Genomic DNA, 25,302 nt, shown 5'->3' on the forward strand with positions numbered 1-25,302 from the left:
TTGCGGGTCCACTGCGTGATCCGCGCGCCGTCGTTGGTCGCCAGGTTGTACACGTCCAGGGCCTTGCCGCTGTTGCGATTGATCAACACGTACCACGCGTTCGTGTCGACAGTCGCCGCTGCGGCGGGCGACGACACCACCGCTACGGCGGCGCCACCGACCATCAACGCCGCCGCGCTGGCGGCGAGGAGACGGGGCAACCACCAACGTTGCCGCCGCGACGGCGGTGCGATTGTTGGAGACCTATCGAGGGCAGACATGATCCTCCTCCAATGACCAAGAGCCGAACGGCCTGCCCGGGGGTGGGCGTACCGCGACGCGTGGCCGAGCAAACAGGCGTCAAGAAGTTAGCGTTAACAAGATGCCGGCGAGCCCTGGCGCACGCCTGATTCGAGATCGACGAGGCAGGGCTTGCCCGGAAAGCCAAGGTGTCGTCGTCCTTAGGCATCGACTGTGAGCGATAACATGCCGTTCGTCAAGACGTAACGTGCTGGGAACATCAACGGTCGTCGAACCACGGATCTTGGAGCGGAACACCCTCGACCGACTTCCCGCAGGCATCGCCCCAGATCCCCGCCCAGAGCACGACCACCGCCCTTGAGGCGGCGTCGAGCGCGCGTTAACATCGACGTTTGCCCATCGCCTGGGGAGCCGTGCGCCGTGGCCATCAGCGCGGGCGTCCTGGTCGGCATCACCCTCACCGACACCCGGCGCCAACGGCGTGCGGTGTCGGCGGCGCCGGGTGGACGAGTGGTTGATCCCGCAGTCCAGCCGTCTGTTGACGTCGAACGTGGGGATGCGGTCCGACCACCCGGCGCGAGCGCCCGAACTATCGGCGGCTCCACTGCTGGTTGGTCTGTCCGGTGCAGGTCCAGAGGACGAGCTTCGTGCCGTTGCCGGTGCCCATGTTGTAGGGGTCCAGGCAGAGGCCGGACTGCACCCCGGTGATGGTGCCGTTGGCGTTCACGTTCCACTGCTGGTTCGTGCCGCCGTGGCAGTCGTAGATGGTGACCTGGGTGCCCGGGGAGGTGCCGTAGCCGGCGGCGTCGAGGCACTTGTTGCCGTACACGGTCAGGGCTTTGCCGCTCGTGTAGGTCCACTGCTGGTTGGTACGACCGTGACAGTCCCACAACTGCACCTGCGTGCCGTTGGTGGTGGACGAGCCGGGGACGTCGACGCAGCGGCCGGACAGCGCACCCACGATCGCGTTGGTCTGCCCGGAGCCGGTGCCCGGGTCGCCGATGCTGCCGGGCACCGACTGCAACGCGCTGTACCAGCGGGCGGCCATCTTGTCGTAGCCGCCGGAGGTGGGGTGGATGCCGTCGATCAGGTCGCCAGTGGTGAGGGCGCTGTGCATGTCGACCAGGCGCACCCGCTTGCCGGCGTTCACCTTGCTCTGCACGATGCCGGGGATCGCCGCGTTGAACGTGCGGACGGCCGCCTCCTGGTTGCTGTTGGACAGCGGGATGATCTGCGCGACGAACACGTCAGCGGTGGGAGCCGTCGTCGTGATCCGGTCGATCAGGGTGGAGAGCCGGTTCGGCGCGGTGCTCACGTTGTAGTTCTGCAGGATGTCGTTGGTGCCGATGTGCAGCAGGACGGTCCGCGGCCGTTGGGTGTTCAGCCAGCCGACGATGTTCGCGTCGATCTGGTCGATCCGCCAGCCCGGGTGCCCCTGGTGGTCGTGGTCACCCAGGCTGGCCGGCCCGTTGAACTGCGACCCGACGAAGTCCACCGTGTACCGACCGTTGACGAGGCGCTGCCAGAGTCCGATGCGGTACCCACCCGGCACCTGGGTGCCCTCGGTGATGGAGTCGCCGAGCGGCATCACCCGTACCCCGCCGTTGGATTCCGCGCTGGCCGGACCGGTCGAGGTCAGCACCCCGGCGAGGACGACCCCGAGCGCGGCGGTCGCCGCGAGCCATCTTGCCCTCGTTCGCATAGATTTCTCCCCTGCAGTGGTAGTGCTGACCGAGGAGTCAGGCCGTGGCGACCGTCACCACATCGGCATGACGATGCCGTCGCAGCACTGGGACGGGTTTGTTAACGCTAACAGCGATTCATGTAAATTCTTGTCGCTGACCTCGCCCACGTCAAGCGTGCCAGCACCCTTGGGTAGCGGCGCCGAACCAGCGCGACGCCCGCGCCCCTGCTGGCGGCGGTGATCCACGTCAACCGAGCCGACAGATCAACCAGTTCGTGGCCGAAGAGAGCCGGATCAGCGAGAACGTCGCCAGCACGAACAGCACCATCGAACACGGCGGCGGCGTCTACAACGGCAGCGGCACCGTCGTACTGCGCCGCACCCACGTCGACCGCAACCGGGCCATCGGCTCAAGCTCGCAGGGCGGCGGGATCTACAACAACGCCACCCTCAACCTCACCGAAAGCAAGATCACCGACAACATCTCCACACTGGCACCCGGCGGGATCTTCAACGACGGCGGCCAGGTCACCGTGGACCAGAAGACGGCCATCACCGGCAACCGGCCCACCAACTGCACACCCAGCTCACCGCCAGTGCCCAACTGCTTCGGCTGATCAGGCGAGGCGCACGGTACGTGGGTTGTCAGACGGGCATCCGGTCCCGCACGGGTTCGATCATGACGATCGGACCGCTGCGGGACCGGACACCTGCCTACGGGACGACTTCAGCTCAGCCCCGCAAAGCGGGGACACCAACTGACGGTGCAGGGCGCATTGCGGCGACCCGAACTGCGCAGACCTACGCCCGTTCAGTGCCCCCCACCAGGAGAGCGGGGCCGCCAACCGACGACCCAAGCGTGATTACGGAAAGCGACGACACCAACCTGGCAGCCAGCGCCCGACGGGGGTGGCCAACAAAAAAACGTCTGGCCGCGTTTCCGCAGGCCAGACATTTTATGATCTTGTGCGCCCGAAGGGACTCGAACCCCTAACCTTCTGATCCGTAGTCCGAAGTAGATATTAGTCTTCCCCAAAGAGCACTCTACGCCAAATCGAGTCGGTCCACAACCTCCCTAGTCCAACCCCGTCCAGCCACGTCCTTGCTGGTCCGGGCACTGCGTGCGACTACCATCGCTACCCATCGATTAGCGCGAGGGCTCGCGATAGCTGATGAAATTCGGCTCCGTCCCGGTAAATCCACGCCCGTCCCCCGTCGCCCGAGCAGCCACCGAGCAGCCACGGATCTACCGAGGCGTTGGTCGACGTTAGCCAGCCGGCGGTAGGTGCCCGATCGATCGGATCGCAGATCGACTGCCTCGGCCAGAAGTCGCCTTACGCCGCGCGACGGTTTTAGGCACGCACTGTGGTGGTTCGGAGCCGACAAGTTGGAGCCGGACGGGCACGGCGGGACGGAGGGGATGCTCGTCGGACGAGCAGCACGATCGCCGCGGACTCAACCGTCGCCGCGCCCGGCCGCCACCGTTCGAGCAAACGGCATCACCTACACGTGCCGCCGTAGCTACCGGCGGGCCGAGACAACGTCGATAAGAGTTCGACTCAGGGTGCGGCCTACCTCGGCAGCCCCCGGACCGAGCGCCGCCAGGGTCACGAGCTCGTCAGGTGGCACCCGGATCGGGTCGTTCGACAGCATCAGGCTGGTGACCCAATGACGGGGCTGCCCGCTGACCCGGCCGCCCGACATCAATCCCTCGGTACTGACGCCGACGCCGATGGCCACCTGGTCGCCCTCGAATCCCCCAGTCCACCGACGAGACGCAGCAGTCCGGCGATCTGATCAGCCAGGGCGTCGGGGTCGCGGCCGACGGCTTGCCCACGCCGGAACACTGCACCGGCTTGCGACCGCCGTGGCCACCCACTACGCGTGTCACCGCTGCCCACACAATCCCGAGTAATCGGCAGCTATCTCTCGGGTCTCCTCCCAGCTGGCAATGTACCGGCAACACGGCGTTCATCAGTCATTGACATCGATTGATTCGTGTGGTTAGCGTGAGAGCGCTCTCACGCGTTGATGGCTCGCATTGCTTGTCCAGGAAGAGCACTCTCGGTCGCCCCGGGCGGGAGTGTCCGTCGCCCACTCGCCGTGTCCGTCCGCGGGGTCGCCCCGGGCATGGCGTCGATCCGTCATCCCCAATGGAAAGGCGAGGCTCCCCGACATGAAGATCAGGAATGCAGGTTTCGCGGACCGAGCGCTGTCACGCAGCCGCCGGCGCCTCATGGTCCTCCTCACCGCGGCCGTCACTGCGCTGGTCGGCAGCGTGGTCATCCAGCAGCAGCCCGCACACGCCGCGTGGAACCTCGTGTGGGCCGACGAGTTCAACGGGTCCGGCGCGCCCAGCAGCGCCAACTGGAACTACAACGTCGGCAACGGCCTCAACCCCGGCCTCAATACTTTCGACGGCTGGGGCAACGGCGAGTGGGAGTGGTACCGCCCCGAGAACTGCACGCAGTCCGGCGGCAACCTCGTGATGCGCGCCAACTGGCTCACGACGCCCATCACGGTCAACGGCCGCAACTTCTACCAGACGTCGTGCCGCATGACGACGGACACGAAGAGGTCCTTCCAGTACGGCCGCATCGAGGCGCGCATGGCGCTCCCGACCGCCGCCGGCTCGTGGCCGGCTTTCTGGATGCTCGGTGACTCGTGCGACGAGACGTCCACGAGCGCCTACAACCCAGCGCAGACCTACTACGACCGCCTGCCCACCAACTGGGCCAGTTGCGGCGAGGTCGACATCATGGAACACGCGAACGCGAACGCGACCGTGACGAACAACATCTTCTGGGATCTCCGGACCGGCGTGTTCCCGTGGACAGCGGGTCAGAACGCCAACTACGTCGCGAACCCCGCCGTCAACAACGCCGCGGCCTTCCACGTCTACGCGATCGAGTGGACGGCCGCGCAGATCCGCTGGTACATCGACGGTGTGCAAACGCACGTGATCGACACGACACCGGCGACCTTGGAGGAGTTCCGCAAGCCGTTCCACGTCATCTTCAACCTGGCGCTGGGCGGCACGTACCCCGGACAGAACCCCGTGCAGAGCCAGTTCCCGCTCACCGCATCGATCGACTACGTGCGCTACTACCAGGACGGCGGGGGCACGACGCCGCCTCCCACAGGCGGACCCGCGACGCAGATCAACGGGCCGGGCGGCAAATGCGTGGACGTGGGCGGAAACGACACGGGCGGCAATGGCGCGGCCGTGCAGCTGTGGACGTGCCAGGGGCCTTCTGTTTCAAGGGACCAGCAGTGGAGTTGGGACGGCCAGACCCTGCGGACGTTGGGCCGGTGCCTCGACGTCACCGGCGCGGGTACGGCCAACGGCACGAGGGTGCAGCTCTGGGACTGCAACGGCAGCGGCGCACAGAACTGGGTCCAGGAAGGTAACCGGTTGCGCAACCCGAACTCCAACAGGTGCCTGGACTCCCCGCAAGGCTCGACAGCGGACGGCGCGCGACTGCAGATCTGGGACTGCAACGGATCGGCCGCACAGTCCTTCGTGAAGGCCGCGTGACGGCCGGCCGAGGGGCACGCTGACGGTCAGGGCGCGGGAGCGGACAGGCTCCCGCGCCCTTTTCGGGCGCGTTCCGGGATACGACCAGCGCCGGGTTTGTCCGGCGCGCTTCGGCCGGCACACCACGGTGTCCTTCCTGACCGCCGACGAGGTCGACGCTCTGCTCGCCGCCCTGGGCCTGGCTACATCGCTGCCGGTTGCTCACTCCACAGCGAGCCTTGGTCGGCACGGAAGCCGCCCGAGCGGTGCGCCCATTCGTGCAGACGACTTCTGTGGCCAGTTCGACACCACCATGCCGAGTGCCTGGCCGCGCGGCTGAGGACCATCGCAGGACGGTTTGTACGAAGGACCTTCGGCATGGCGCGCTGGTCAAGAGCGTGGGCCCCCTCCCCACCTGGGTGCGGCGTGCGACGGGCGTGGTGCGCCGCCTCGACGGGCTGTTCGGCCATGAAGCGGTAAGACCAGATGCACCAGCATCGCTCGGACTACTGCAGCCTGGGCAGGTTCTAGGGGCGTGAATGGGGCAAGCCCTCGCCATCTCCGTCCTGCGGCTCGGAAGTCCTCAGTCCGCGAACGTCGAAGGGCGCTTCTTGGGGTTCGTATACCTCGATCAGCGTTGCGGGCATCTTGCAGTCGTGGGTCAGTTCGTCAATGGCGGCCCGGCATACCAGTTCGGATGCGGCCACCACTGCGCTTGGGGGCGTCGGGGAGACGGGCGCGTCACAGCCGTGTTCGTGAGTTTCGCCTGGTTGGGAAGCTGCCAGAACCGGTTCGAGATGGCGTTCCTTGCCGCGCAGGGGGAAGCGGTCGACCCGAGCGATGGCGCCCGCTCGCTGGAGGCAAACGGAAAGAACGGGCGTTGGGATGCAGCTACTTGCTCTCGTGAGTAGCGCCGTGGCGCGCGCATCTGCCGTGGCGTCTACGACCAGATGATGTTCGCGGAGTAGCTTCATCGCCTGTTGAGGTGTGGCTAGCCTGTCGACGGCGCCGTCAACACTGGTGGTGTCGAAGCCTAGGGCAGCCAATCGGGCCTTCACGGCATGGACTTTCGCGAATCCGACCAGGCTTTCCCCGGCCAGGTGGCGTACCAGGTTTCCTGGTCGTAGCAGTTGTGGATCAAGCATCGTTAGTTGTCGTATGCCGTGTCGGAACAGCAAGTCGGCGACGAACGATCCGATCGCGCCGGTGCCAACGACCGCGACGCGTCGGTCAGCCAACTTGGTCGCGGCCGGGCCCGCTCGCAGCATCCGGGTCGTCAGGCTCGTGTCGGCTCCCTCGCAAGAATGGACCTCGATGGGCGGCGTCTGAGACGGTGCTGGCCTAACAGCCAGCGTCAGGACCCCGTCCGCGCCATGCCGGCGGTAACGCAGAACCACGAATTCAACGACACCGACTGAAATGAGCCAGATGAGGTGCCGAGCGTCTGCGCCCAGGGTCTGACACAGCGATGAACCGTCCTGCACCGGCCGGTCCAGATGGCCAACGTCGGCGATCCAAGCGAGGCCCCGGTGCCTGCGGCCGATCTTCGGGCTACCGCCACTTTTGTCTTGGGCCCCTCGTCGCTTGCGGGGGACAGGGCGGTTTGGTGGCCGCTGCGCTTCGTCGCTGATCGTCACGCGGAGACCGTTGGCTGTGGCTTGGGTCCGAACGCAGCCTCTGACGGTGGCGAGCTTGTCGAGGTCATAGAGCAGGAGACGTGGGTCGCTCGGGAGGTACCGTTCTAGGTCACAATCGGTGTCGTCAGGCCAGCCGGCGTCGGTCTGCCTGAGCCAGGCGGCGACCCTGAGTAGTAGCTGGCTTGGGCTACGCCAGGGTGCGTTGTCAACGGGCACGTTTGACGACCAGAGACACAGCGAGCCGTCGAAGTCACGGTGGAAGGTCAGCTCGAGCGGCATTCCGGCGTCGAGGATGCGGACCTGCGGAGGGCCGAAGGGGAATGCGTCGGTGAGCGCGACTTCGATGGTGGCTGTCTTCGCCCCCTGCGTGCTCGAGGACCGCCACCTCAGCGGGCCGATCAGCGTGTCTCCATCACCGTTGAAACCGTGGGCAGCGAGCCCTCGACGGAAGGTCTCTCGCTCGTCGGTGAGTTCTTGTGCCCAGGTGCCGGTCATGCGAAGCGATCGTTCCCGGCCGGCACGGCTGTAGCCACTGCGTATTGACGGGTCAGACTGGGGCTTGCGCTCAGGGCGTGGTGCGCTGCGGCGGCGGGACTCGGGCCGAGAGCTCGGGCAGTTCGGGCGAGCATGTCGTCGGTGTGCTGGGCGTTGGCGATCGCTGTGAAGTCGCGCAGCGCTGCCTCGATCCACTCGAAGAAGCGTCGGGCACGGGCAGGGTGTCCGATCCACCGGTCGGCGAAATTCTCGCCGGGTTCGACCGGGTTGGCGATGACGTGTTTGCCGAATTTGTAGTCGACGTGTGTGGGCATCTGCTCGACGACGTGGTGGAGCACGTTGAACAGGCCACCTCGGGGTTCGTAGGACTGGGCGGCGAGGGTGGTGATGATGATCGATGAGGGTCGGTTGCCAAGATCATCGGTGAAGAAGATGTCGCGGTGGCGCTTCAGTGCTTGAACCGTCCGCTGAAGCGTCGTCTTATAAAACCGCCTCGGCAGCGCCTCGATGTCCATCTGTCTCTTCTCAGCGATCTTGAAGGCCCCTGCCTTCCACTCGTCGTACTGGATGTCGAGGAACCAGTCCGCATACTCAATCGGGGCCGAGGGGTGCCACTTGGAAGCTTCGGTGTCGGTCACCAAGATGCCAGTTGGCTCGGCTTTGGGGTTGGGGATGGCCGGGAGGATGTCCATGTGGAACGGCAGAGTGTCGTGTTGGAAGGTCCAGCACCGGCGACCCTCGTCGTCCAGGCTGAGGCCCAGCTCCGGGTGCTCCTTCGCGAAGTGCTTGAGGGCTTCTCCGACGTCTGCCTTGAGGTCGTCCTGCGACGTGTCGGACTTGTCGAGGTCGTGTCTGCACACCATGTCCAGGTCATACTCGTCGCGTCGGTGGATGAGCGCGGTGACGGTGCCCAGCCTCATGGATCCTTGCGGGTAGAGAGCGCCTCCGGTTTCACTGTCGGCCCAGTAGTCGCGGAGGAAGCCGCACGCCGCCTTGTATGTGGCTTCGGCGACTAGGAATTGATCTTCGGGGATGTCGAACGATTCGATACCTGCGCCGAGCACTCGGGCAAGCTGATCATCGTGGCTCATGTTCATGGCGGGTCCTCCAGTGCGTGATGATGGGGTCTTGTGCTGGCGGCTCCGACCGGTTACCAACCTCTTCGGAGCGACGGCGAGACCATAACGGACGCCTACGACAAGAATCGGGTGAGCGTGTTGCCGCAGCAGCCCAAGCAGTCACGGCCCAAGGTCACAGAGCAGAATAAGATTCTCGTTTGGGCCAGAGCCGCAGGACGGTGCACCTTCTGCAACTTGTCTCTTGTCGAGGCGACCGAGATAGGCGAAGCGGTGCCGATAGGGGAGCTCGCACATAACGTCGGCTGGTCCGAAGGCTCCCCGCGCGGCGAAGCCCCGTTACCCTTCGAGCAGCGGGCCGACGCAAGCAACCTGATCTTGGCTTGCAGGAACTGCCACAAGCCGATTGATGACGGCGGCGTGGCGGGGCGCTATACGGTAGAAGAACTGAAGCGCCGCAAGCAGGAGCACGAGAGCCGAATTGAAAGTCTCTCAGCTATCGGAGCCGACCGCTCCGCCTACGTGCTTCGCATTGTGGGTGATGTTCGCGGCGTCCCCGCCGAGTTGGCGCGGTCGACTGTGTTAGCCGCAACCACAGCGGCAGGGCTCTACCCGAGGATCCTCCCCGGCAGCCACTGGGACTCCGACGCTGATCTTGACCTGCGCAATCGAGGCAGCCTGAACCGGACTGACTTCGAACGCTTGGCCTGGGAAATCGCCGACTTCACGAAGCGCGTGCACGACGGGGTGCGTCGAGACGCCGTTACCCGCCTTGCCGTATTTGCTTTCGCACGCATCCCTCTACTGATTGCCTTGGGCTCGCGCCTCGACGACAAGGTGTCCACCATCGTTTTTCAACGGCATCGCACTGACACTATGAACGCATGGACCTGGCCAAGCAACCAGAAGCAAATGGTCCTGTTCCGGGTTACACGAGTCCGAATGGGCGAATCACGTCAGTCCGTCACCCTGGTCCTGAACCTATCCGGCACCATCCACGAGCAAGACCTGCCCACGGAAGCAGCAGTGAATCATCACATCTACTCGATCGCGCCGGTTCCGCCTGCCGAATCAGGGCCGACTCTACTCTCCTCCCCTGCCGACCTTGCGTCCTTTGAAGGGATCTTGCGCGAGTTCCTGGCGAGCGTCGAAGCCGACCATGGACGGTTGGACGAGATCAACGTTTTCGCAGCAGTTGGAATCTCGGCCGCAGTCACCATCGGGAGGGTGCTCATGCCACACGTCTCACCTGCTCTGAACGTCTACGACCGGCGCGACGACGGGACGTTTTTCCTGGCGCTCCAAGTCCGGCGCTAGGAAGATGTTCGTCTGACTGCGTACGAGGCCAGAGTCGCCGATGGGAGCGCTGGCTTGCCATTGGCTGAAGTTCAAACCCACTCCCGCATTCAGTTGCCCCTCGTCAAGGTGCCTGAATGTCGCGAACGATCCGGCGCACAGCGTTGCCGACGTCCGCCGCATCAGGGGGATCCGCTCTTGCCCCATGAGTCGGTGTGGAGATCCTGGACGACCTGTGCGCCACCGACTGCACCAAAAGTCGGGTTGGGCCTGTACGTCATCCGCTCCCCTCGTACCTGACAGGCGGAGGTCCGATGCCCTGACAGGCGGAGGTCCGATGCGCCGCGGCGTCGCCGCATCGCCCGCCGACCGCCCTCGGGTCAACCCAATCACTGGGCGCAGCCGCCTCTTCAGCACCGCACCCGCAGGTCTGGGCCCTGTGCCTGGAGTACGACCGCAGCGCCCCGTGCTGCGGTGGCTCCTGGAGATGGGATGAAGCCCCTGGCCACACTCGCCCACCGGCATCTGATCTTCGAGGAGGCATGGCGGCCCAGCGGCGAATTGGCGTGCGAGGATGCCGACCACGGCGGCGTCCGGCAGGCTCCAAACTGGAGCCTCAAACCGCGACGCGAAAGGAACTCGACTGGTGGTCATGGACCTAACGACGATCGCGCAGGCCGTGAATCCTGCCGGCACCCAGCCGCCTACGATCACCATTGCCCTGGCCGTCCTCGGCTCCAGCGTGGTGGCCGGCCTGATTGGTGTCATCCTCGGCAACACCCGGGCGAATGCCACGGCACGCCGGGAACGCTATGCCCAAGCCGTGCGCACCCTCGTCGCCTGGGCCGAGTACCCCTACCGCATCCGTCGCCGGACCAGCGACGACGCGGCCACCCTCACCGCGCTAGCCGACCGTGGCCACACCTTGCAGGAGCAACTCGCCGAATCCCGCGGATGGATCGCCGCTGAGAGTCGCGCCATGAGCGAGGTGTTCGACGCCTGCCTCGGCGCCATCAACCCCCTGGTCGGAACCGCTTGCGTGATCGCCTGGCAAGGACCCCCCATCAGCAAGAGCGCTGAGATGCTGCTAGGCGACTTCGGACCTCGCGGGATCAACGCCATTGTCGCGCGGATGGAGTGCGCGATCATCTACCGCTTTGGTCTGCGCCGCCTCATGTGGCGCCGGTGGGTGCTGCGCAGGCTCCGTCAGCGGGCTTGCCTACCCGAGACACTCCCGAACACGGCGGAATAAGTCCGTACTTGCCGTCTGGGTCGATCAGCAACTCGACGCAGTCGTGCCAAAGGCCGATGGTCTCAATACCGGTGACCATGCACGCGCTGGCACCGAACGGCCGTTAAGAGGAACGGCCTGCCCTACGGGTACTGGTTGTCGTCAACGATCCCTTGTACGGCCGACAGGGCCGCATCGAGTGGGATCCGCTCTTGCTCCACGCGTCGGTGTCGGGTCCACGTCTCCTCGGTCAGGCATTGGTAGAGGGCCTTTTCGGCATCGGTTAGGAACGGCACGGGTCGCGGCCTGCGGGCTTGCAGCGGCCGGCCCTGGGTATCGCTGTTGGTCCCGAATCGCTCCCAGCGGCTGTAGGCGGTCAGGTCCATGAACAGCGATGCGGCGGGTACGCCGGCGGCGCGGAACTCGTTGAGAATTTCTAGGCCGTCGGCGTCCATGTCGCCCCAGTAGAGGACGTGCTGGGCGGTCGTCAGCCAGGGCAGCGCGGCGATCGCGCCGCCACCGCGGCCGACGCCCTCGACGCTGATGCCGCCGTCGAAGGCGGGGAACTGGATGGCGGTGTCCTTGTTCTCGGAGATCACCACCACCCGTGGTTGGTACTCCGGTTGTGCCCGGTCGCCGATGGTGATCGAGTCGTGTCGGCGTCCGCCTGCGGCAAGGTGGACAGGGTCGAGATAGGTGAAGTGGACTCGGGGCGGATGTGGTGGCAGCAGCCCCAGGACGTCTTTGCCTGAGAGGCGGCGTACCAGACCCAACCGATGGTTGAGCCATTTGGCATGCAACCCCTCGATCGGCACTTGCCGGGGAGTGAGTCCGGCCGCGTCGTGTTCGGTGAACCACGCTCCGGCGCGGCGCAGCAGATCGAAGTCCACCTCGCTGAGCTCATCAACTGCGGCGACTGTCGCGGCGAGCAGTTGCGCTTGGACAAGGTGGGGGAAGCCGCTAGTGAGGAGGGCGCTGCGGTGGCGGCCTCGTTCTAGGCGCTGCGGCCAATGCCCGCCGCACAGTCGTGCGGCGTGATCGACGTCGGTGACGACGAGGTGGGTGGGGAGTTCCTGGTCGGTGTTGTGGACTCGCCGGGAGCGTGTGCGCAGTGAGGTGCCGTGCGTGGCGCTCCATGCTCGCCATGTGGCGGCCCAGGTCACCGGAAAGGCGAAGTCCTTTTCGAGGCTGGTTGAGAGGGGTTGTCCTAGCGGGAAGGCATGCGGCCAGGCCTTTGGTGGCTGGCCGGGCTGTTGGAGAGGTACTGGTCTCGGGGGCAATGCTGTGTCGTGCGCTGCCGACAGCGACGCCACCGCATGAGGGTCGGCCAGGCAGCGCGCCCAGGTGTTGGCGAGCCGTCGCTCGATGTCGGTCAGGACCTGCTCAGGAGATTTCATCGGGCGGTTGCCTCACCGTCTCGTGGGCCGCTGTCTGCCGTGGCGCGGGCGCCGTTAATCGGGCTGCGCGCGATCGGTATGGCCGGTGAGCTGCTGGCCGTGTGCTGTCTGACGTCGCTGATTCGGGTGACGAAGGAGTAGTGGGTTGTCGTGTTCTTGGTGATGGCCAGGAGTTCGTCCATGTGTGGCTCAAGCGCTGTCACCTTGTCCAGCGGCGCGCCCACGATCAGCTGGAAGCCCAGGCCTCGCCACGCCTGCACGGCGCGGCCGGCGAACTCGGCATCGGACTTGACGAAACCTTCGTCCAGGAAGACCGGCGCGAACCGCGGGCGGGTCCGCAGTTCGTCACCGAGACGGAACCGCAGTGCCGCGCCGACGATGAACGCCACCAGTTCCTGGCTCTCGCCGCCGCTCTTGCCGCCGAGCGAGGAGTGAGTGCTGAGAAGTTGTCCGGTGGCGTCGTACCGTTCGGCGGTGATCTCGACGTGGCGCCGCACGTCGAGCAGTCGGTCGCGGTCGCTGAGCTCGGCGATCGCGCGAGGGTCGTCCCGGCGGCGGAGGCGGCCCATGAACTGTTGCAGTTCGCGGAAGCGTTGTTCCGTCTGGTGTTCGGGTAGGTCTCGGGTGGCGCCGGACGACAGTGTCCGTAGCTCGCGACGGAACTGGACTACAGCGGTGGGGGTCAGGCGCCGAAGCTTGATGCGCAGCCGGTCGCGGTTGGCGCCGAACGGCAGACTGCGGAGGATGCCGTTGATCGGATCGAGGCGTTCCTCAATCTCGTCGACCGAGGACTCCATGGCCCCGGCGAGCGGGACCAGGTCCTCGCCACTCCACTTCATGAGACGCTGACGCCACTCTTCCCGGCGCTCGTGCAGACCGGTGGTGAGGATGGTGTCCAGAATCGTGGCGTAGTCAGAGTACGACGCGACGCCGCGGCCAAGATTTGGGTCATCGAACTTCACCTGGTAGGCGGTGAAGATCCGTTCGAGTTCGACCTCAGCGTTACGCGCCTGGCTGTCGGCCTTTTCCGCTTCGGTGTATAGGTTCTGCAGGAGCCGACCCAGGTGGGTCGGGAACTGATCGAGGTCATCGGGGTCTGCCGGGGCGACTGCCTCGATAAAGTGCCGATCGAGTGCGGCGGCCTGGGCGTCGGTCAGGACCACCCGCTGGTCGTGAATGATTCGCTGAAGCTTTCCGTCTACCGCGCTGTGCTGCTCATGCAACCAGGACATCCTCTTGTCAAGGCCGGATTCCTCCTGCCTGAGCTGGTAGCGGACTTCGCGGGCTACCTCCAGCTGCTGGCCGAGGTGGTCAATGCGCCGTTGCAACGCCTGCAGTTGGTCGTCGGCGTCGAGAATTGTTTGACGTGCCCGGTCGAGACTGGTGATGCGCGCTACGGCGCTGGCCACGTCGATGTCGTCCCAGATGGCTGCCCGGACCGCGTCGTAGGCGCTGCGGCGGGCGTCCAAGTCGCTGCGCTCGGCGTCGATCACGCCTCGCCTTTGGTCGATCTGGACTAGCTCCTTTTCGATGTCGGCCAGTTCCTGGTCGATGTCGGCGAGGGCCTCCTCGTTGCTGAATCCGATGATGTTCGCCTGTTCGCGCCGGCCGTGCGTACCGCGCGTCCCGAAGCGGGTCTGGCCGGCCAGCGTCACCCGATAGCCGGGTCCTTTCAGCTCGTCCGAGCTTTCCACGCAGAGGGCGTTTCGGGCGGGCTCAGACACGTGTTGGCGCACCCACCCGGAGAACGGGGAGTCTTTGAAGATCAGTTTCCCGGCGAGCCGGTCTGGGTTGCGCTCAGCGTGGCCGTCCTGGCCGTGCGCCACCCCTTCGAATGTCAACCGGCCGCGCAGGTGGAGCGGGTCGATCGCCGCGGAGAACTCCTCCAACCTGTCTTGAGGCACCAGCAGCAGCCGGGCGCTCGCCCCAAGGACCGTTTCCACCGCGGCCCGCCACCGCCGCTGGTCTGCGTCGATGTCGATCAGCTCAGCGAGGAACGGCAGTTCAGCTACATCGATGCGAGACGCCCGCGCGACGTCCTGGCGTAGGTCATCGAGATACTTCGGGACGCGTCCGGCCCGACCGGCCAGCGACGCACGATCCTCGGTCAGCTTCCTGCGGCGTTCAAGCAGCGGAAACTCGCGGTCCCGTAAGTGTTCGCGGCGGTCTCGTAGCGCCCCTGCGGCGTTCTCGTAGTCGCCGAGAAACGCCGCGGCCGTCTCTTGGAGGCGGGCGAAGGCGACCCCATCGTCCAGTGGAACGCTCAGCTTGGTAGTGCGTTCGGCCAGTGCTGCCCGCCGTGCCAGTCGTTCATCGCGGCGCTGTTTCTCCTGGATGGCCTGCTGGGCGAGACTCTCCAGTTCGCCACCGCCGGCCTCCCGATGGGCGGTGATCGTGACGGCCAGGTCATCCTCGAGTGAGGTGACGGACGACGATGCGCGGGCGAGTTCAGCGGCGTTGGCCTCCTTTGCTCGCTGGGTGCCGGCAGTCGCCGTTCGCAGTAGCGCAGCCTCACGATCAAGGCTCCACAGCACGATCGGGGTGTCGCCCGCCGCGGTGAGACCGAATGCCTCGATTTGCGCGGTTGTTGATCGTGCCGTCTCGAGGTCGGCGTGCTTCTGGGTGATCGGGCCGAGGATGTCGGCTTTCTGCTGCTCGGTCTGCATGGCAACGTAGGCGACTTCGAGGTCGTCGAAGTGGCTGATCGCTTGATCGGCCGCGTCGTACGTCGCTGGCCGCTCCAGGACCATCTCCTTGTAGAGCTCGTCGACAGTTCGGATCTGATGGCCGGACTGGATCCGCACCAGCAGTCGCAGGGCCTTCGCGCCGTCGCCGTTCGCGCCGATGCCCAGCCGTGTGTGCAGGCGGGCGGCGAAGGAGGCGTAGCTGTCGTGTGTCACCAGGCCGGGGAAAGCCGTCTTGAGGGACTTCGGCGCGAACAGTGAGGTGGCGTGCTCGGCGAGGTCTGCCAGGTCGAGGTACCCCTCGTAGGTGGCCATCCGCATGGTGATGTCCCCGGCCTGGGCCGCTCGCGTCGAGACGTGGTACACCCGTAGCGCGGTGAATCGGCGGGCGTGGTCGTCGATGAACGTCATGGCCACCGCGCCCCAGGTGGGTCGGCCGTCGCCGCGGAGCACCTTGGGCCGTTCTCGGCCGTTGTCGTCGGCGGTGGTGTCGGTCTGGCCGCGCAGGTAGGACAGCAGGTTGCGCTGCTCGGCGCTGCGGGCACGGCCGGCGACGGCGTCGTTGGACGCGCCGTTGAAGGATGTGTCCGACGGCATCATCAGGGCGATATACGCGTCTAGCAGGGTGCTCTTCCCCGTGCCGGACGCCCCGGAAATCAGCGTCGCGCCGGTGTGGAAGTCGAAACGGACCCGGCCTTCGAATCCTCCCCAGTTCACCAGCTGGAAAGCCTCGGCCTTCCACTGCAGCGTGCCGTCGGTGGCTCCGGCGACGTAGAACAGTGGAGTTGGTGATGACGTGGTGGCGGGCGGTGAGAGCACGGCGGCGGGCAGCAAAGCGGGTTGGACCTCGTCGTCGATCGTCACGGTGCCTCCTCGTCGCTGATGGCGGCGTCGGTAGCGTCCGGATCGCTGCCGCCGACGGGGCCGGTGGCAGACTCGTCGCTGGCTTCGCCTTGGTGTGGTGCCTTGAGCCATCGCAGCAGGTCTTGCAGGCGTTCCAGGGGCAGTACGACGTCGATGGCGGGGCTCACCTCGAACCGCTCGGCGGTGCTGGCGCCGATCAGCAGTCCGGCTCGGAGGAGACTTTCGATGGCCTTGACGGCGCGTCGGCCATCGGCGGCGTGATCGGTGGCGTGTGCCGGGCGGAGCGAGACGATGTGCTCGAGGATGTCCTGCCGGTCGACGTAGGTGCGGGAGGTGCCGGCGGCTTCTTCCGAGCGGCTGCGGGTGCGCAGGTACACCAGCAGGATGGTCTCCTCGCGGCTCCACGCGGTGTCATGGAGGAGGGTGGGAAACTTGCCGCCGCCTTCGGGGACTGCCGGGCGTTTGTAGGCGACCTCGCGCTCGGCGTCCAGGTGGAGGTTGAGGAACAGGTCGTTGAGCCGAGAGCGGAACAGCCGTGGGTTCGCCGTGAGCGTCTTCCATTCCTTGGGGTGGCTCTGCGCGGTGATGAACCGCTGCTTGAGCAGTGCGACCAGCACGCGGCGTTGCGGCAGCTCAAGCCCGCCTTCATCGCCTTCGAAGAGTGAGACGCTGCTGGTCAACTCCCGCTCGGGGTCGTCCCAGCCGATGGGGAGATCCCCGGTCTCGCCGGTCGAGGAGGTCTCATCGATGCTCATGCGGGCTCCGATCTGGGCGCTCGGCCCGGGCGGTCGTCTGCGGGCGCGGCAGAATCTGGGCTCCGCGGGCCTGGGGTAATCACTGGGACCGCGAAGTCGCGTCGGGTGCTGTCCGGGCGCAGCGTGCGGTACACCTCGGTGTGCTCCTCGTCTGAAACGAAGTCGTCCATGTTCGTGGTCAGGTGAAGCAGACCGAAGATCTCGACGGGCCGGCGTAGCGGTGCGTCCAGCGCGTCGAACAGCCGCCCTAGGGATGCCAGAGGCTCGTCCGAGGCGAGGGCGTCGTGAACGGCGGCGCGTAGTTGGTCAAGCGACGGGCCGCCCTGCGCCAGCAGGTCCGCCAGGGTGAGCCCGTCGGGGCGTTGCGTGGTGACGTCCCGCAGTGGCGGTGGCCCGGCGTCGTCGTCCGGGTTGTGGAATCGTTCGCGGAGATGGGTCACGTCTAAGCGGGCGGGGAGCAGCGGCAACGCGACGGTCGTGCGTGGCCCGGCTGAGGTCATCCATCGTGCGAGTTCGCCGTCGAGTTGGCGCAGGGTGTTGTCCAGCTCGCGGTCGCGGACGGCGTTGTGGGTCTGGATGTACTCGCGCAGCGTCGCGGTGACACGGTTGCGTTGGGCGAGCACCGCGTCGATGCCGCGCCGGATCAGCCCGACAGTGCCGCGCAGATCGCGGCGGTCGACGTCGTTGAGGATGTCCTCGGCCATAGGATGGCTCAGCAGCGCCGAGAGGTCTTCGCGCAGTTGCAGGAGCAGCTCGTCGTCTCGGAGCAGGGTGAAGGCGCCCTCGAATGCTCGGCCCTCGGCGGTGGCGGTCATCAGTGAGTCGGTGTGCCGCAGGTAGTCGTCGATTACCTCGCCGGCGTGGCGGTCTTCTGCGCGAAACGAGGCCAGGATCTGCGTGCGAAGGGCGGTGAACGCCTCCTGCACGCGGGCGAAGTCGCTCGGCAGCGCCGCCACCAACTGGAGCAGTTCCCCGTATCCCTCGAGCATGTAGTCGGCTGACACGTGCGGCAGGTCGGCGCCTTCCAGCAGGCGGTCACGCTCGCGGGTCAGCCGGGCGATCTCGCTGTTGAGGATGTCTACCCGGGCGCCGCGGTCCGGGTTGACCTCGGTGTTGAACCGCCGCACCGCGTTGACGATCGTGGCGATCCGGTGCTCACTGAGGCTGGCGCGTTCCCTCGTGAGGTTCGTGACGAGGTTGAGGGCGTCCTGGGCGTGGCTGGTCAGCGTGTAGACCTCGGCGCCATCGTCTTCGACGCTGCGGACAAGCCACTGCCCCCGCATCCACCGCATGCACAGATCACGACCCGTGCCGGATGGGAGATCGGTCAAGCCCGCGATCCGCAATTGATCAAGGTAGGTGTCGACCTGCGCGTGGAGTCGAGCGGTGGAGATGGTGCGGTTGTCCCGTGTGAACGCGCTGCGCAGCATCGCGATCACCACTTTCGCGTGGCCTCTGTACAGAAGTGTGAGGGTCGGCTGGTCGAAAGCGCCAGCGACGCGGGCGAGCTCGCCGACAATGTCGCTCACCGGGCGCGATCAACTCTCGATGTCGGCCTGCAGGAAGGCCGTCGCGGCCTACGGTGTGGCCCAGCCAGGTAGGACGGCGACCTGCCGACGCATCGCACAGCGGCGAACGTCGTGACTCGCCCGCAGTCGCATCTCATGCAGCATCCCATCGGCGCGCTGTTGATTCGCACCCGATGATGCCAGCCGCGTCCGACAATTACCGGAGTCGTACAATCGTTCTAAAATTGTTCCCGTCCGACCAATCCATGATCAGATTTCATGAGTCGTGACGTTTGCCTGAGCGTTTACGCAAACTGCGACTCCGAGATCCCCCGACCATCAACGGACACGGTCACGTTTCACCTCATTCCATTTTTACTCGACGGATGCCGAATATTTCGGGTTGAAGCCCTCAGTCGCTCCCTGCGGTTTCGCGACGATGAGCCCCTGACCAGATCAGAGGGGGAGATCATGAACAGTCAGGGTGTCGTCGTGAAGCGGTGCCGGTGTGTCGACCCGGAGACGGGCCGGCGGCGCGGCGCGTCCTGTCCGCAGCTGACGCAGCGCGCTCACGGCAGCTGGTACTTCCACTGCTCAACCCGCAATCTGCTCGGGCAGACCGAGCGGATCCGCCGGGGTGGCTATGCGTCAGAGGCGGCGGCGCGCACGGCGCGCGACGAGTTGCTGGCGTTGTCCCGGGAGGAGCAGGCCGGCCGGTCCTGGACGGTCACCCGCTGGTTGCGGTACTGGCTGTCGACGAGGACCCGGATCCGGCCAACGACACGAATGCACTACAGCCACGACGTCGAGCGGTTCCTGATCCCGCACATCGGCCAGCTGATCCTCGGTGACCTGAGCTCACGGCAGCTCGCCGCGGCGTTCGGGCAGATCGCGGCCACCCGCAACCGGTCCGGGCAACTGCAGAGCGCCTGCACGTTGCAGCACATCCATACGACGCTGCGGGCGGCGCTGACCGGCGCCGTGCGCGAGGGCCTGCTCGTCACCAATCCGGCTCGCCACCTGGAGCTACCCGCGCGTCCCCGTCCACAGGCCCAGGTGTGGACCGAGGCCCGCGTCGCCGAGTGGAGGGCCACCGGTGAGCGGCCCACCGTCGCGGTGTGGACACCCACACAGCTGGCGGCCTTCCTGGACTACGTCCGCGACGACGGCTTGTTCGCCCTGTGGTGGCTGATCGCCCTGCGGGGTCTGCGCCGCGGTGAGGCCGCCGGCCTGCGGTGGAGCGAGGTCGACCTGCACGCGGGCCAGTTGTCGGTGGTGCGGCAGCGCACCACCGCCGGCTACGACGTGCACGAGGGGCCACCGAAGTCCGCGACCAGCCGCCGGAATGTGGCCTTGGACCAGCACACGGTGCGGGTGTTGCGTCAGCACCGCGAGCGGCAAACCCAGCGGCGCGACGCGCAGGCCACGGCTGGGAAGGTGTGGCATGACAGCGGTTACGTGTTCACCGGCCCCGACGGGATGCCGATCCACCCGGGCTATCTCACCCAGCGGATGCGGCTGCTGGTTGACCGGGCTGGGCTGCCGCCGATCCGGCTGCACGACCTGCGGCACGGCGCGGCGACCCTGGCGCGGGAGGCCGGCGCCGATCTCAAAGCGGTGCAGGACCAGCTCGGGCACGCCACCATCCAACTGACCGCGGACATCTACACCAGCGTCCTGCCCGAGTCTCAGCGCGAGGCCGCGGAAGCCACCGCGCGTCTGGTCCTTGACGCTGGAAAACCTGGCGAGGAGATCCGGCGCCAGCTCAGCCACAATCCGAAGCCACCGCAGGAACGCGCCGCGGAGGCGCGGCCGACGGCGGCACCTGCCTGCCGCCCTCGGTGGAAGCCGTCCTCGGCCACAGGAGGCGCCAAGCTTCGGTCCTCGGCAGGCCGGCGGTGGCCCGGGCGGGCGCATAAATCCCGCTGACAGGTGTCATCGCTGGAGTTTCCGGGCGGCGTGGCGACAGTCGAGCATCGCCGTCGCTTGCCGCTCAGGGTCCAATGGCGATCGTGCGTTAATGGTGAGCTAGAAGGGTGGATCTGGGGCCATCTGCGTCATACCTGAGTCGTGAAGCGTCCGGAGTCGGTTGCAGAATGACCAGATGTGATCAGGGCACATTCCAGTTGCGAAGAAGTGAAGATGACGGCTGACGCTCGCGAATTTTTCGCCCTTGAGGTACGGCTTGTCAATTACCGTAACGATAGCCCCGATGCGAGAAGTCTGCCGCGTCGCCTCAGCGAGGACATCCGCGTAAGCCTCCTCAAGCTCTGGGCCCACCCATGCGGTTGGTATCCGGAAGAAGAGCAGGCCGGTATCGTTTTTAGGAATTTGCCTGGCGGCACCCTTGACGGTATTTATTACCGTTTTCGGGGACCATGGAGTACGGTCATCTTTAGCTTTCGCCTCAACTGGAACCAGTTTGCGCTCCATCAACGCGAAGGCGTCATAGTCGCTCCCCTTTACCCCGACCTCCTTCCTGGTTTGGACGTACGGGCTGGCAATCTGTAGGATCCAAAGAACATCAAGTTCGAAGGCAGCGCCACTCAGCTCGCGCGTTCGCACACCGTCAAGGACTGAGTCAAACCAGGAGAAGCTCTGCAACTGATACAGGCGCCTCGCCAACTCTTGAACTCGATGCAGCGCTAGTACCTTCAGGAGTTTAGGGCCATCCAGTCCGACGTAGTTTCGAGCTTGATCGCTCAGGCTCGAGTTTATGATATTCTGCTCGACCCACTTCACCCCTAGGTGATCCGCGATGACGTCCTCTGCCAATAATTGGTTGAGCGCTCCGACCGAAATGGGTAAATCTGGCAGTTGTCGCGCCCCGCCGACGATCCGCCACACGGCTTCATCATAATGCGCCCAGCAACCCTCGAATTCAGCATCCGTAAGGGTGGAAGGATCTATTCCCGCACCAGACATGAATTCCTTGAATGTGGGAATCCAACCCAATCGCTGATACCGTTTTCGCATTGACTCACCTCCGGCCGACCTTGTCCTGGGTCTACAGGAGTCGCCGTACCTTTGCAAGACATTTACGGTGAGGCGATTCGCCGCAGCGCCCTGCTCGTCGTGCTAGACGGCAGCACCGCTCGCAGTCAACGGCTCGACAGCTCTCCATAGCTGGACACCGGTAATGCGTGGTCGGCAGATTAATGGATAGGTCTGCACAATTCGCCCAAGCGCGCGTCCGAGGATCATAATCCTGCAGCGGCGGCCGTCATCGAGGACGGCGGCATTGCCAACCTGGACCCTTGGCGCATCTGCGACGACATCCGCTTCTACCGGGGGCCGCTTCGTACGGCGTGTGACGTGCGTGATGTCGGATGTCCGACCGCGCTGATGACAGCACATCCGATCTTGACGATGATCTTTTGCTCGGTCGTGCCCGCAGACCGACGTCATCATGCTGGCACTGGGGATCGACAGGCCGAGTAGGGGAGCAACGAGTCGTGAGCAAGTTGACGTTGCCAGACAAGACCTTCTTAGAGGCCGTCCTAGGCATGAGTGGTGGATATGTCCTTGACCTCACAAACACATCACTGGCGCAGCTCTTCGACGACCTCGGAATCGACATCTACGAGGATAAGTACGCCGAGTGCGGAGTGTCGAAGGCGAACAGGTTGAGGACACTATGGAAGATCAGCTCAGATCGCGAGGTCGCATTAACGCTAGGCACCCTCGCCGACTACATCGAAGCGAAGCAGGCCGCTCCGGGCTTTTCAGGCTTTTGCCAGGAAATCACGGATGATCAGATCGCCAGGATCCGAAAGATCGCGACGGAACTCGATAGCGCACTATCTGCTGACTCCACTCCCGCCATCTTCACCACCCAAGCGACGGTTTTAAAGAACAAGATTCAGGTGGAGATACACGGGGAAATTTATGACCATATCGGGCAGTACTTGGCAACCGGTGACTACTTCCATGCCGTCGAGGAGTCCTACAAGCTGGTGCGCGGAAAGCTCCGCGAGATCACAGGCAAGGAGAAGGCCTCAGACGTCTTCAACAACAGCGCCCAGAACACCGCACACTACGAAGCTCTGTTCGGTAAGGCGACACCCGCCAACGATGCCGAAGCAGACTTCTTCCGAGGTATCGGTTACCTCCACTTGGGTGTCCAGCATCTCAGAAACGAGAAGGCCCACACGCCGGCAACACCTCTCGAACCCAACCTTGCCCTGCACTACATCTCGCTGGCGAGTCTCGCCTACGACTTGATCACACGATACGTCAGCGAAGACACGATCAAGGAGCTTGAAGACCTAGTCCTCACGAAGCGTCACAGCTATCGAACCGCAGGCGCCTTTTACCATGACTTCGAGGATGGCAAGTGGCTGCGCAACTTGGCGCTCCCTACCAAAGTTCGGTCCTCGGCGGTGCGCAAAGTGCTCAAGACGAAGTGGCTGGACGAGGCTGACTTCACCCGGAGCTACGACCACAGCAACATCATGCTGATGCGGCTTGAGATCGTGGTCGACGAACTCACTGAAGCTGACCTCGACCGCTTGCTGGATCTACCGACGAAGGACTCGTTCGGCAACGACCAATCGGCAGGTATGCAGCAGTTCTTGGAGTTTGTTCAGAAGGAGTATCCGGATACGATTTCACAAAAGGCGAAGGACTGGCTCGCCCAGGAGCAGTCCTGACGAGTGCCCGTCTGGTCTGCGGTTCGGATGCCGCCGGCCACTTCAGCGGTCGGCGAAGACGAATGCGCCCTCGACGTTCGGCGCTGGCCGGTGCGTCATTTCGGCCTCGACGGCGAAGCCGGCAGCCACCAGCCAGGCCGCCACCCGGCCCGGCGGGCGACGGTGCACGTGCCTGCATCGGGTGGCCGCCGTAGCCCTCCGTCTTCAGTCGACTGCCGTCACCGAATGTGAAACCCGAGCAGCACGACTCCGCCGGGCCCAAGCACCCGGCGGAACTCGGACAGAACCCTCGTATCTCGTCGTCGGGGACGTGGATCAGGGAGAACCAGGCGAGCAGGCCGGTCAGACTTCCGTCGAGCAGGTCGAGGTGAATCATGGAGTTCACCTCGAAACGTAGGCCGGGATGATCCCGTCGAGCCACCTCGATCATCGCCGGTGGAAGGTCGACACCGAACGGATCCAAGTCGAGGCCGTTTAATGACCGGTGAGTCGGCCCGGGCCGCAGCCGACGTCAGCGGCCGTCCCCGTTCCCAGGGCTCGCACCAACTCGGTGAAGAGCGCGAGAAAGCCCGCTGGAACGGCTCGCCAGCAAGAGCGTCGCGCAAAAGGTCGGCGTAGCTGACCGCCACCGTGTCGTCGACGAACGGCCCGGCAAGCCCTCCGGCGCTGAATCGAGCGCGACCTGTGCGACGGACTGGCAGTCCGTCTATCCCTCAACGCCACCACAGAGAATGTGACCAGTCCTCACAAATACCTCCTTAGCGCACAAGAAGGGGAGAACCGTGGCTGGTCCGGGAACTATCTACAAGCGGTGTGGCTGCCGACACAACGACACCAAGAAGCGGCTCGAGAACAACTGCACGCGCCTGCCGGAACGCGGCCATGGCACTTGGTACTTCGCCTGCTCCGCGACCGACGCGTTCGGCAGGCCGGCGCGTGCCCGTCGAGGTGGCTTCCGGTCCAAGACTGCCGCCACCCAGGCGCGGAACGAGTGGCTGAGCCAGACCGGTGAAGAACGCACCGCGCAGGGATGGACCCTCGAACGGTGGCTGCGATATTGGCTGTCCACCCGCACCAAGATCAAGGACACCACCAGGGCCCAGTACACACGGGACGTCGAACAGTTCCTCATTCCCCACATGGGCAGGATCACCCTGGCCGACCTCAACATCCGCCGAATCCGCGGCGGCTTCGACGACATCGCACAGACCACCAACGGACGCGGCCAGCCACAGTCGCCCTCATGCCTGCAGCATCTGCGGACCACTCTTCGCGCGGCACTTAACCTCGCTGTCCGGGAGGGCCTCCTCGACGCCAACCCGATCCGGCACCTCGAACTCCCGTCCTACCGCAAGCCACACGCCCAGGTGTGGACACCCGCACGCGTCGCGGAATGGAGGGCAACCGGTCAACGGCCAGCGGTCGCCGTCTGGACCGCGCCTCATCTCGCCGCGTTCCTCGACGCGGTGACCAACGACCGGCTCTTCGCGCTGTGGTGGCTCATCGCCCTGCGCGGCCTACGTCGCGGCGAGGCATGCGGCCTGCGCTGGTCGGACATCGACCTCGACCACGGCGTTCTGTTCATCTTCCGCAGCCGCACCGTCGTCGGCTACCAGGTCATCGAAGGAGAACCCAAAACGACTGCCAGCACGCGTGCCGTCGCTCTCGACAAACACACCGTGGCCGTGCTCCGCGAGCACCTTCGCCGCCAGCGTCAGCAACAGGCCGCCCGCGAGGCGGCAGGCAGAGCCTGTTACGACAGCGGCTACGTGTTCATCCGCCCAGATGGTCGGCCACTGCACCCCGAATACGCCACACGGCACTTCAGTCGACTCGTCAAGCGAGCCGACATCCCGCCGATCCGTCTCCACGACCTCCGCCACGGCGCCGCGTCGCTCGCCCACGAAGCCGGTGCCGACCTCAAAACCGTGCAAGATCAGCTCGGCCACGCAAGCATCGTCACCACCGCTGACACCTACACCAGCGTCCTGCCATATGCCCAGCGTAGGAGCGCCGAAGCCACTGCGCGACTGGTTCTCGCCGCAGCCCGCCGCACCCGCGAAAAGATCAGGAAGACGGGCCAGAGCAGCCGCCCCACACCCCGCCCAAAAAACAAGCGCACCACCCGTCGAGCACCAGCGACCTCACCACGGAAGAGCAGGTCAACGCACATGCGACCCAAGCATGATTACGGAAAGTGACCGCGCCCACATGACACCCACGCGACACCCACTATCCAACCGGGACGATCAACAAAAAACGCCTG

General features: G+C 65.3%; 17 protein-coding genes. 7 read left to right on the plus strand and 10 right to left on the minus strand.

Features of this window, described 5'->3' with window-relative positions; translation table 11 throughout:
* Together ACX27O_RS00005 and ACX27O_RS00010 are read right to left on the minus strand one after the other, a co-directional pair.
* Positions 1-260: RICIN domain-containing protein (locus ACX27O_RS00005; RefSeq protein WP_458938778.1), on the minus strand; the 260-nt coding region annotated here is incomplete at its 3' end.
* Between the two features lie 569 nt (positions 261-829).
* Positions 830-1,942 carry a ricin-type beta-trefoil lectin domain protein gene (locus ACX27O_RS00010; RefSeq protein ID WP_030331585.1) on the minus strand — a complete coding sequence of 371 codons (1,113 nt, stop codon included), beginning with the start codon at positions 1,940-1,942 and terminating at the stop codon, positions 830-832.
* Between the two features lie 257 nt (positions 1,943-2,199).
* Between ACX27O_RS00010 and ACX27O_RS00015 the strand changes: the two genes are divergently transcribed.
* Both ACX27O_RS00015 and ACX27O_RS00020 read left to right on the plus strand, forming a co-directional pair.
* Positions 2,200-2,541, plus strand: a complete 342-nt coding sequence (locus tag ACX27O_RS00015) for a hypothetical protein (RefSeq protein WP_210861735.1) — start codon at positions 2,200-2,202, stop codon at positions 2,539-2,541.
* A gap of 1,703 nt (positions 2,542-4,244) precedes the next feature.
* Entirely contained in the window at positions 4,245-5,462 is a 1,218-nt protein-coding gene (locus ACX27O_RS00020) for a ricin-type beta-trefoil lectin domain protein (RefSeq protein WP_458938779.1), read from the plus strand.
* 506 nt (positions 5,463-5,968) lie between these two features.
* Here ACX27O_RS00020 and ACX27O_RS00025 read toward each other — a convergent pair.
* Together ACX27O_RS00025 and ACX27O_RS00030 are read right to left on the minus strand one after the other, a co-directional pair.
* Positions 5,969-7,573: a ThiF family adenylyltransferase gene (locus tag ACX27O_RS00025; protein WP_458938780.1), complete on the minus strand. Its 1,605-nt coding sequence runs from the start codon at positions 7,571-7,573 to the stop codon at positions 5,969-5,971.
* Positions 7,570-8,670, minus strand: a complete 1,101-nt coding sequence (locus ACX27O_RS00030) for a nucleotidyltransferase domain-containing protein (protein ID WP_458938781.1) — start codon at positions 8,668-8,670, stop codon at positions 7,570-7,572. The genes ACX27O_RS00025 and ACX27O_RS00030 overlap by 4 nt, the downstream gene beginning before the upstream one ends.
* A 111-nt stretch (positions 8,671-8,781) precedes the next feature.
* On the opposite strand from ACX27O_RS00030, the gene ACX27O_RS00035 reads away from it, so the two are divergent.
* Positions 8,782-9,966 carry an SAVED domain-containing protein gene (locus ACX27O_RS00035; protein ID WP_458938782.1) on the plus strand — a complete coding sequence of 395 codons (1,185 nt, stop codon included), beginning with the start codon at positions 8,782-8,784 and terminating at the stop codon, positions 9,964-9,966.
* A 625-nt stretch (positions 9,967-10,591) separates the two neighbouring features.
* On the plus strand, positions 10,592-11,197 hold the full coding sequence (locus ACX27O_RS00040; RefSeq protein WP_458938783.1) for a hypothetical protein: 606 nt from the start codon (positions 10,592-10,594) through the stop codon (positions 11,195-11,197).
* 122 nt (positions 11,198-11,319) lie between these two features.
* Here the strand turns inward: ACX27O_RS00040 and ACX27O_RS00045 are convergent, their stop codons facing one another.
* The 4 genes from ACX27O_RS00045 to ACX27O_RS00060 are packed head-to-tail and all read right to left on the minus strand — an operon-like array spanning position 11,320 to position 18,405.
* On the minus strand, positions 11,320-12,573 hold the full coding sequence (locus tag ACX27O_RS00045) for a Wadjet anti-phage system protein JetD domain-containing protein (RefSeq protein WP_458938784.1): 1,254 nt from the start codon (positions 12,571-12,573) through the stop codon (positions 11,320-11,322).
* The gene (locus ACX27O_RS00050; RefSeq protein ID WP_458938785.1) at positions 12,570-16,121 is read right to left on the minus strand and encodes an ATP-binding protein; all 3,552 of its coding nucleotides are present in this window, start codon (positions 16,119-16,121) and stop codon (positions 12,570-12,572) included. The genes ACX27O_RS00045 and ACX27O_RS00050 overlap by 4 nt, the downstream gene beginning before the upstream one ends.
* Complete coding sequence (locus ACX27O_RS00055; protein ID WP_458938786.1) at positions 16,118-16,876, minus strand: DUF4194 domain-containing protein; 759 nt, start codon at positions 16,874-16,876, stop codon at positions 16,118-16,120. Before ACX27O_RS00055 ends, ACX27O_RS00050 begins: the two co-directional genes overlap by 4 nt.
* Positions 16,873-18,405 carry a DUF3375 domain-containing protein gene (locus ACX27O_RS00060; RefSeq protein WP_458938787.1) on the minus strand — a complete coding sequence of 511 codons (1,533 nt, stop codon included), beginning with the start codon at positions 18,403-18,405 and terminating at the stop codon, positions 16,873-16,875. The genes ACX27O_RS00055 and ACX27O_RS00060 overlap by 4 nt, the downstream gene beginning before the upstream one ends.
* A gap of 450 nt (positions 18,406-18,855) precedes the next feature.
* Here ACX27O_RS00060 and ACX27O_RS00065 point away from each other — a divergent pair, with 450 nt between their 5' ends.
* A complete protein-coding gene (locus tag ACX27O_RS00065) occupies positions 18,856-20,313 on the plus strand; it encodes a tyrosine-type recombinase/integrase (RefSeq protein WP_458938788.1) in 1,458 nt (485 codons plus the stop codon).
* A 99-nt stretch (positions 20,314-20,412) separates the two neighbouring features.
* Here ACX27O_RS00065 and ACX27O_RS00070 read toward each other — a convergent pair whose 3' ends face one another.
* Positions 20,413-21,360, minus strand: coding sequence for a hypothetical protein (locus tag ACX27O_RS00070; protein ID WP_458938789.1), 948 nt, complete (start codon positions 21,358-21,360; stop codon positions 20,413-20,415).
* Positions 21,361-21,839: 479 nt separating this feature from the next.
* On the opposite strand from ACX27O_RS00070, the gene ACX27O_RS00075 reads away from it, so the two are divergent.
* A complete protein-coding gene (locus ACX27O_RS00075) occupies positions 21,840-23,036 on the plus strand; it encodes a TIGR02391 family protein (RefSeq protein WP_458938790.1) in 1,197 nt (398 codons plus the stop codon).
* A 42-nt stretch (positions 23,037-23,078) separates the two neighbouring features.
* On the opposite strand, the gene ACX27O_RS00080 is transcribed toward ACX27O_RS00075, so the two are convergent.
* Positions 23,079-23,204 (minus strand): hypothetical protein, encoded by a 126-nt coding sequence (locus tag ACX27O_RS00080; protein ID WP_458938791.1) that lies wholly within the window; start codon positions 23,202-23,204, stop codon positions 23,079-23,081.
* A gap of 614 nt (positions 23,205-23,818) precedes the next feature.
* Between ACX27O_RS00080 and ACX27O_RS00085 the strand changes: the two genes are divergently transcribed.
* Positions 23,819-25,237, plus strand: coding sequence for a tyrosine-type recombinase/integrase (locus ACX27O_RS00085; protein ID WP_458938792.1), 1,419 nt, complete (start codon positions 23,819-23,821; stop codon positions 25,235-25,237).
* The last annotated feature ends 65 nt before the right edge of the window (positions 25,238-25,302 follow it).

It is taken from the genome of Micromonospora sp. SD19 (assembly GCF_054462275.1).

What these genes read in the sequence shown, in the direction of transcription:
- ACX27O_RS00070 (WP_458938789.1), bottom strand. Translation starts at nt 21,360, where the DNA reads ATGCGAAAACGGTATCAGCGATTGGGTTGGATTCCCACATTCAAGGAA.
- ACX27O_RS00045 (WP_458938784.1), bottom strand. Translation starts at nt 12,573, where the DNA reads ATGAAATCTCCTGAGCAGGTCCTGACCGACATCGAGCGACGGCTCGCC.
- ACX27O_RS00055 (WP_458938786.1), bottom strand. Translation starts at nt 16,876, where the DNA reads ATGAGCATCGATGAGACCTCCTCGACCGGCGAGACCGGGGATCTCCCC.
- ACX27O_RS00025 (WP_458938780.1), bottom strand. Translation starts at nt 7,573, where the DNA reads ATGACCGGCACCTGGGCACAAGAACTCACCGACGAGCGAGAGACCTTC.
- ACX27O_RS00010 (WP_030331585.1), bottom strand. Translation starts at nt 1,942, where the DNA reads ATGCGAACGAGGGCAAGATGGCTCGCGGCGACCGCCGCGCTCGGGGTC.
- ACX27O_RS00065 (WP_458938788.1), top strand. Translation starts at nt 18,856, where the DNA reads ATGAACAGTCAGGGTGTCGTCGTGAAGCGGTGCCGGTGTGTCGACCCG.
- ACX27O_RS00030 (WP_458938781.1), bottom strand. Translation starts at nt 8,670, where the DNA reads ATGAACATGAGCCACGATGATCAGCTTGCCCGAGTGCTCGGCGCAGGT.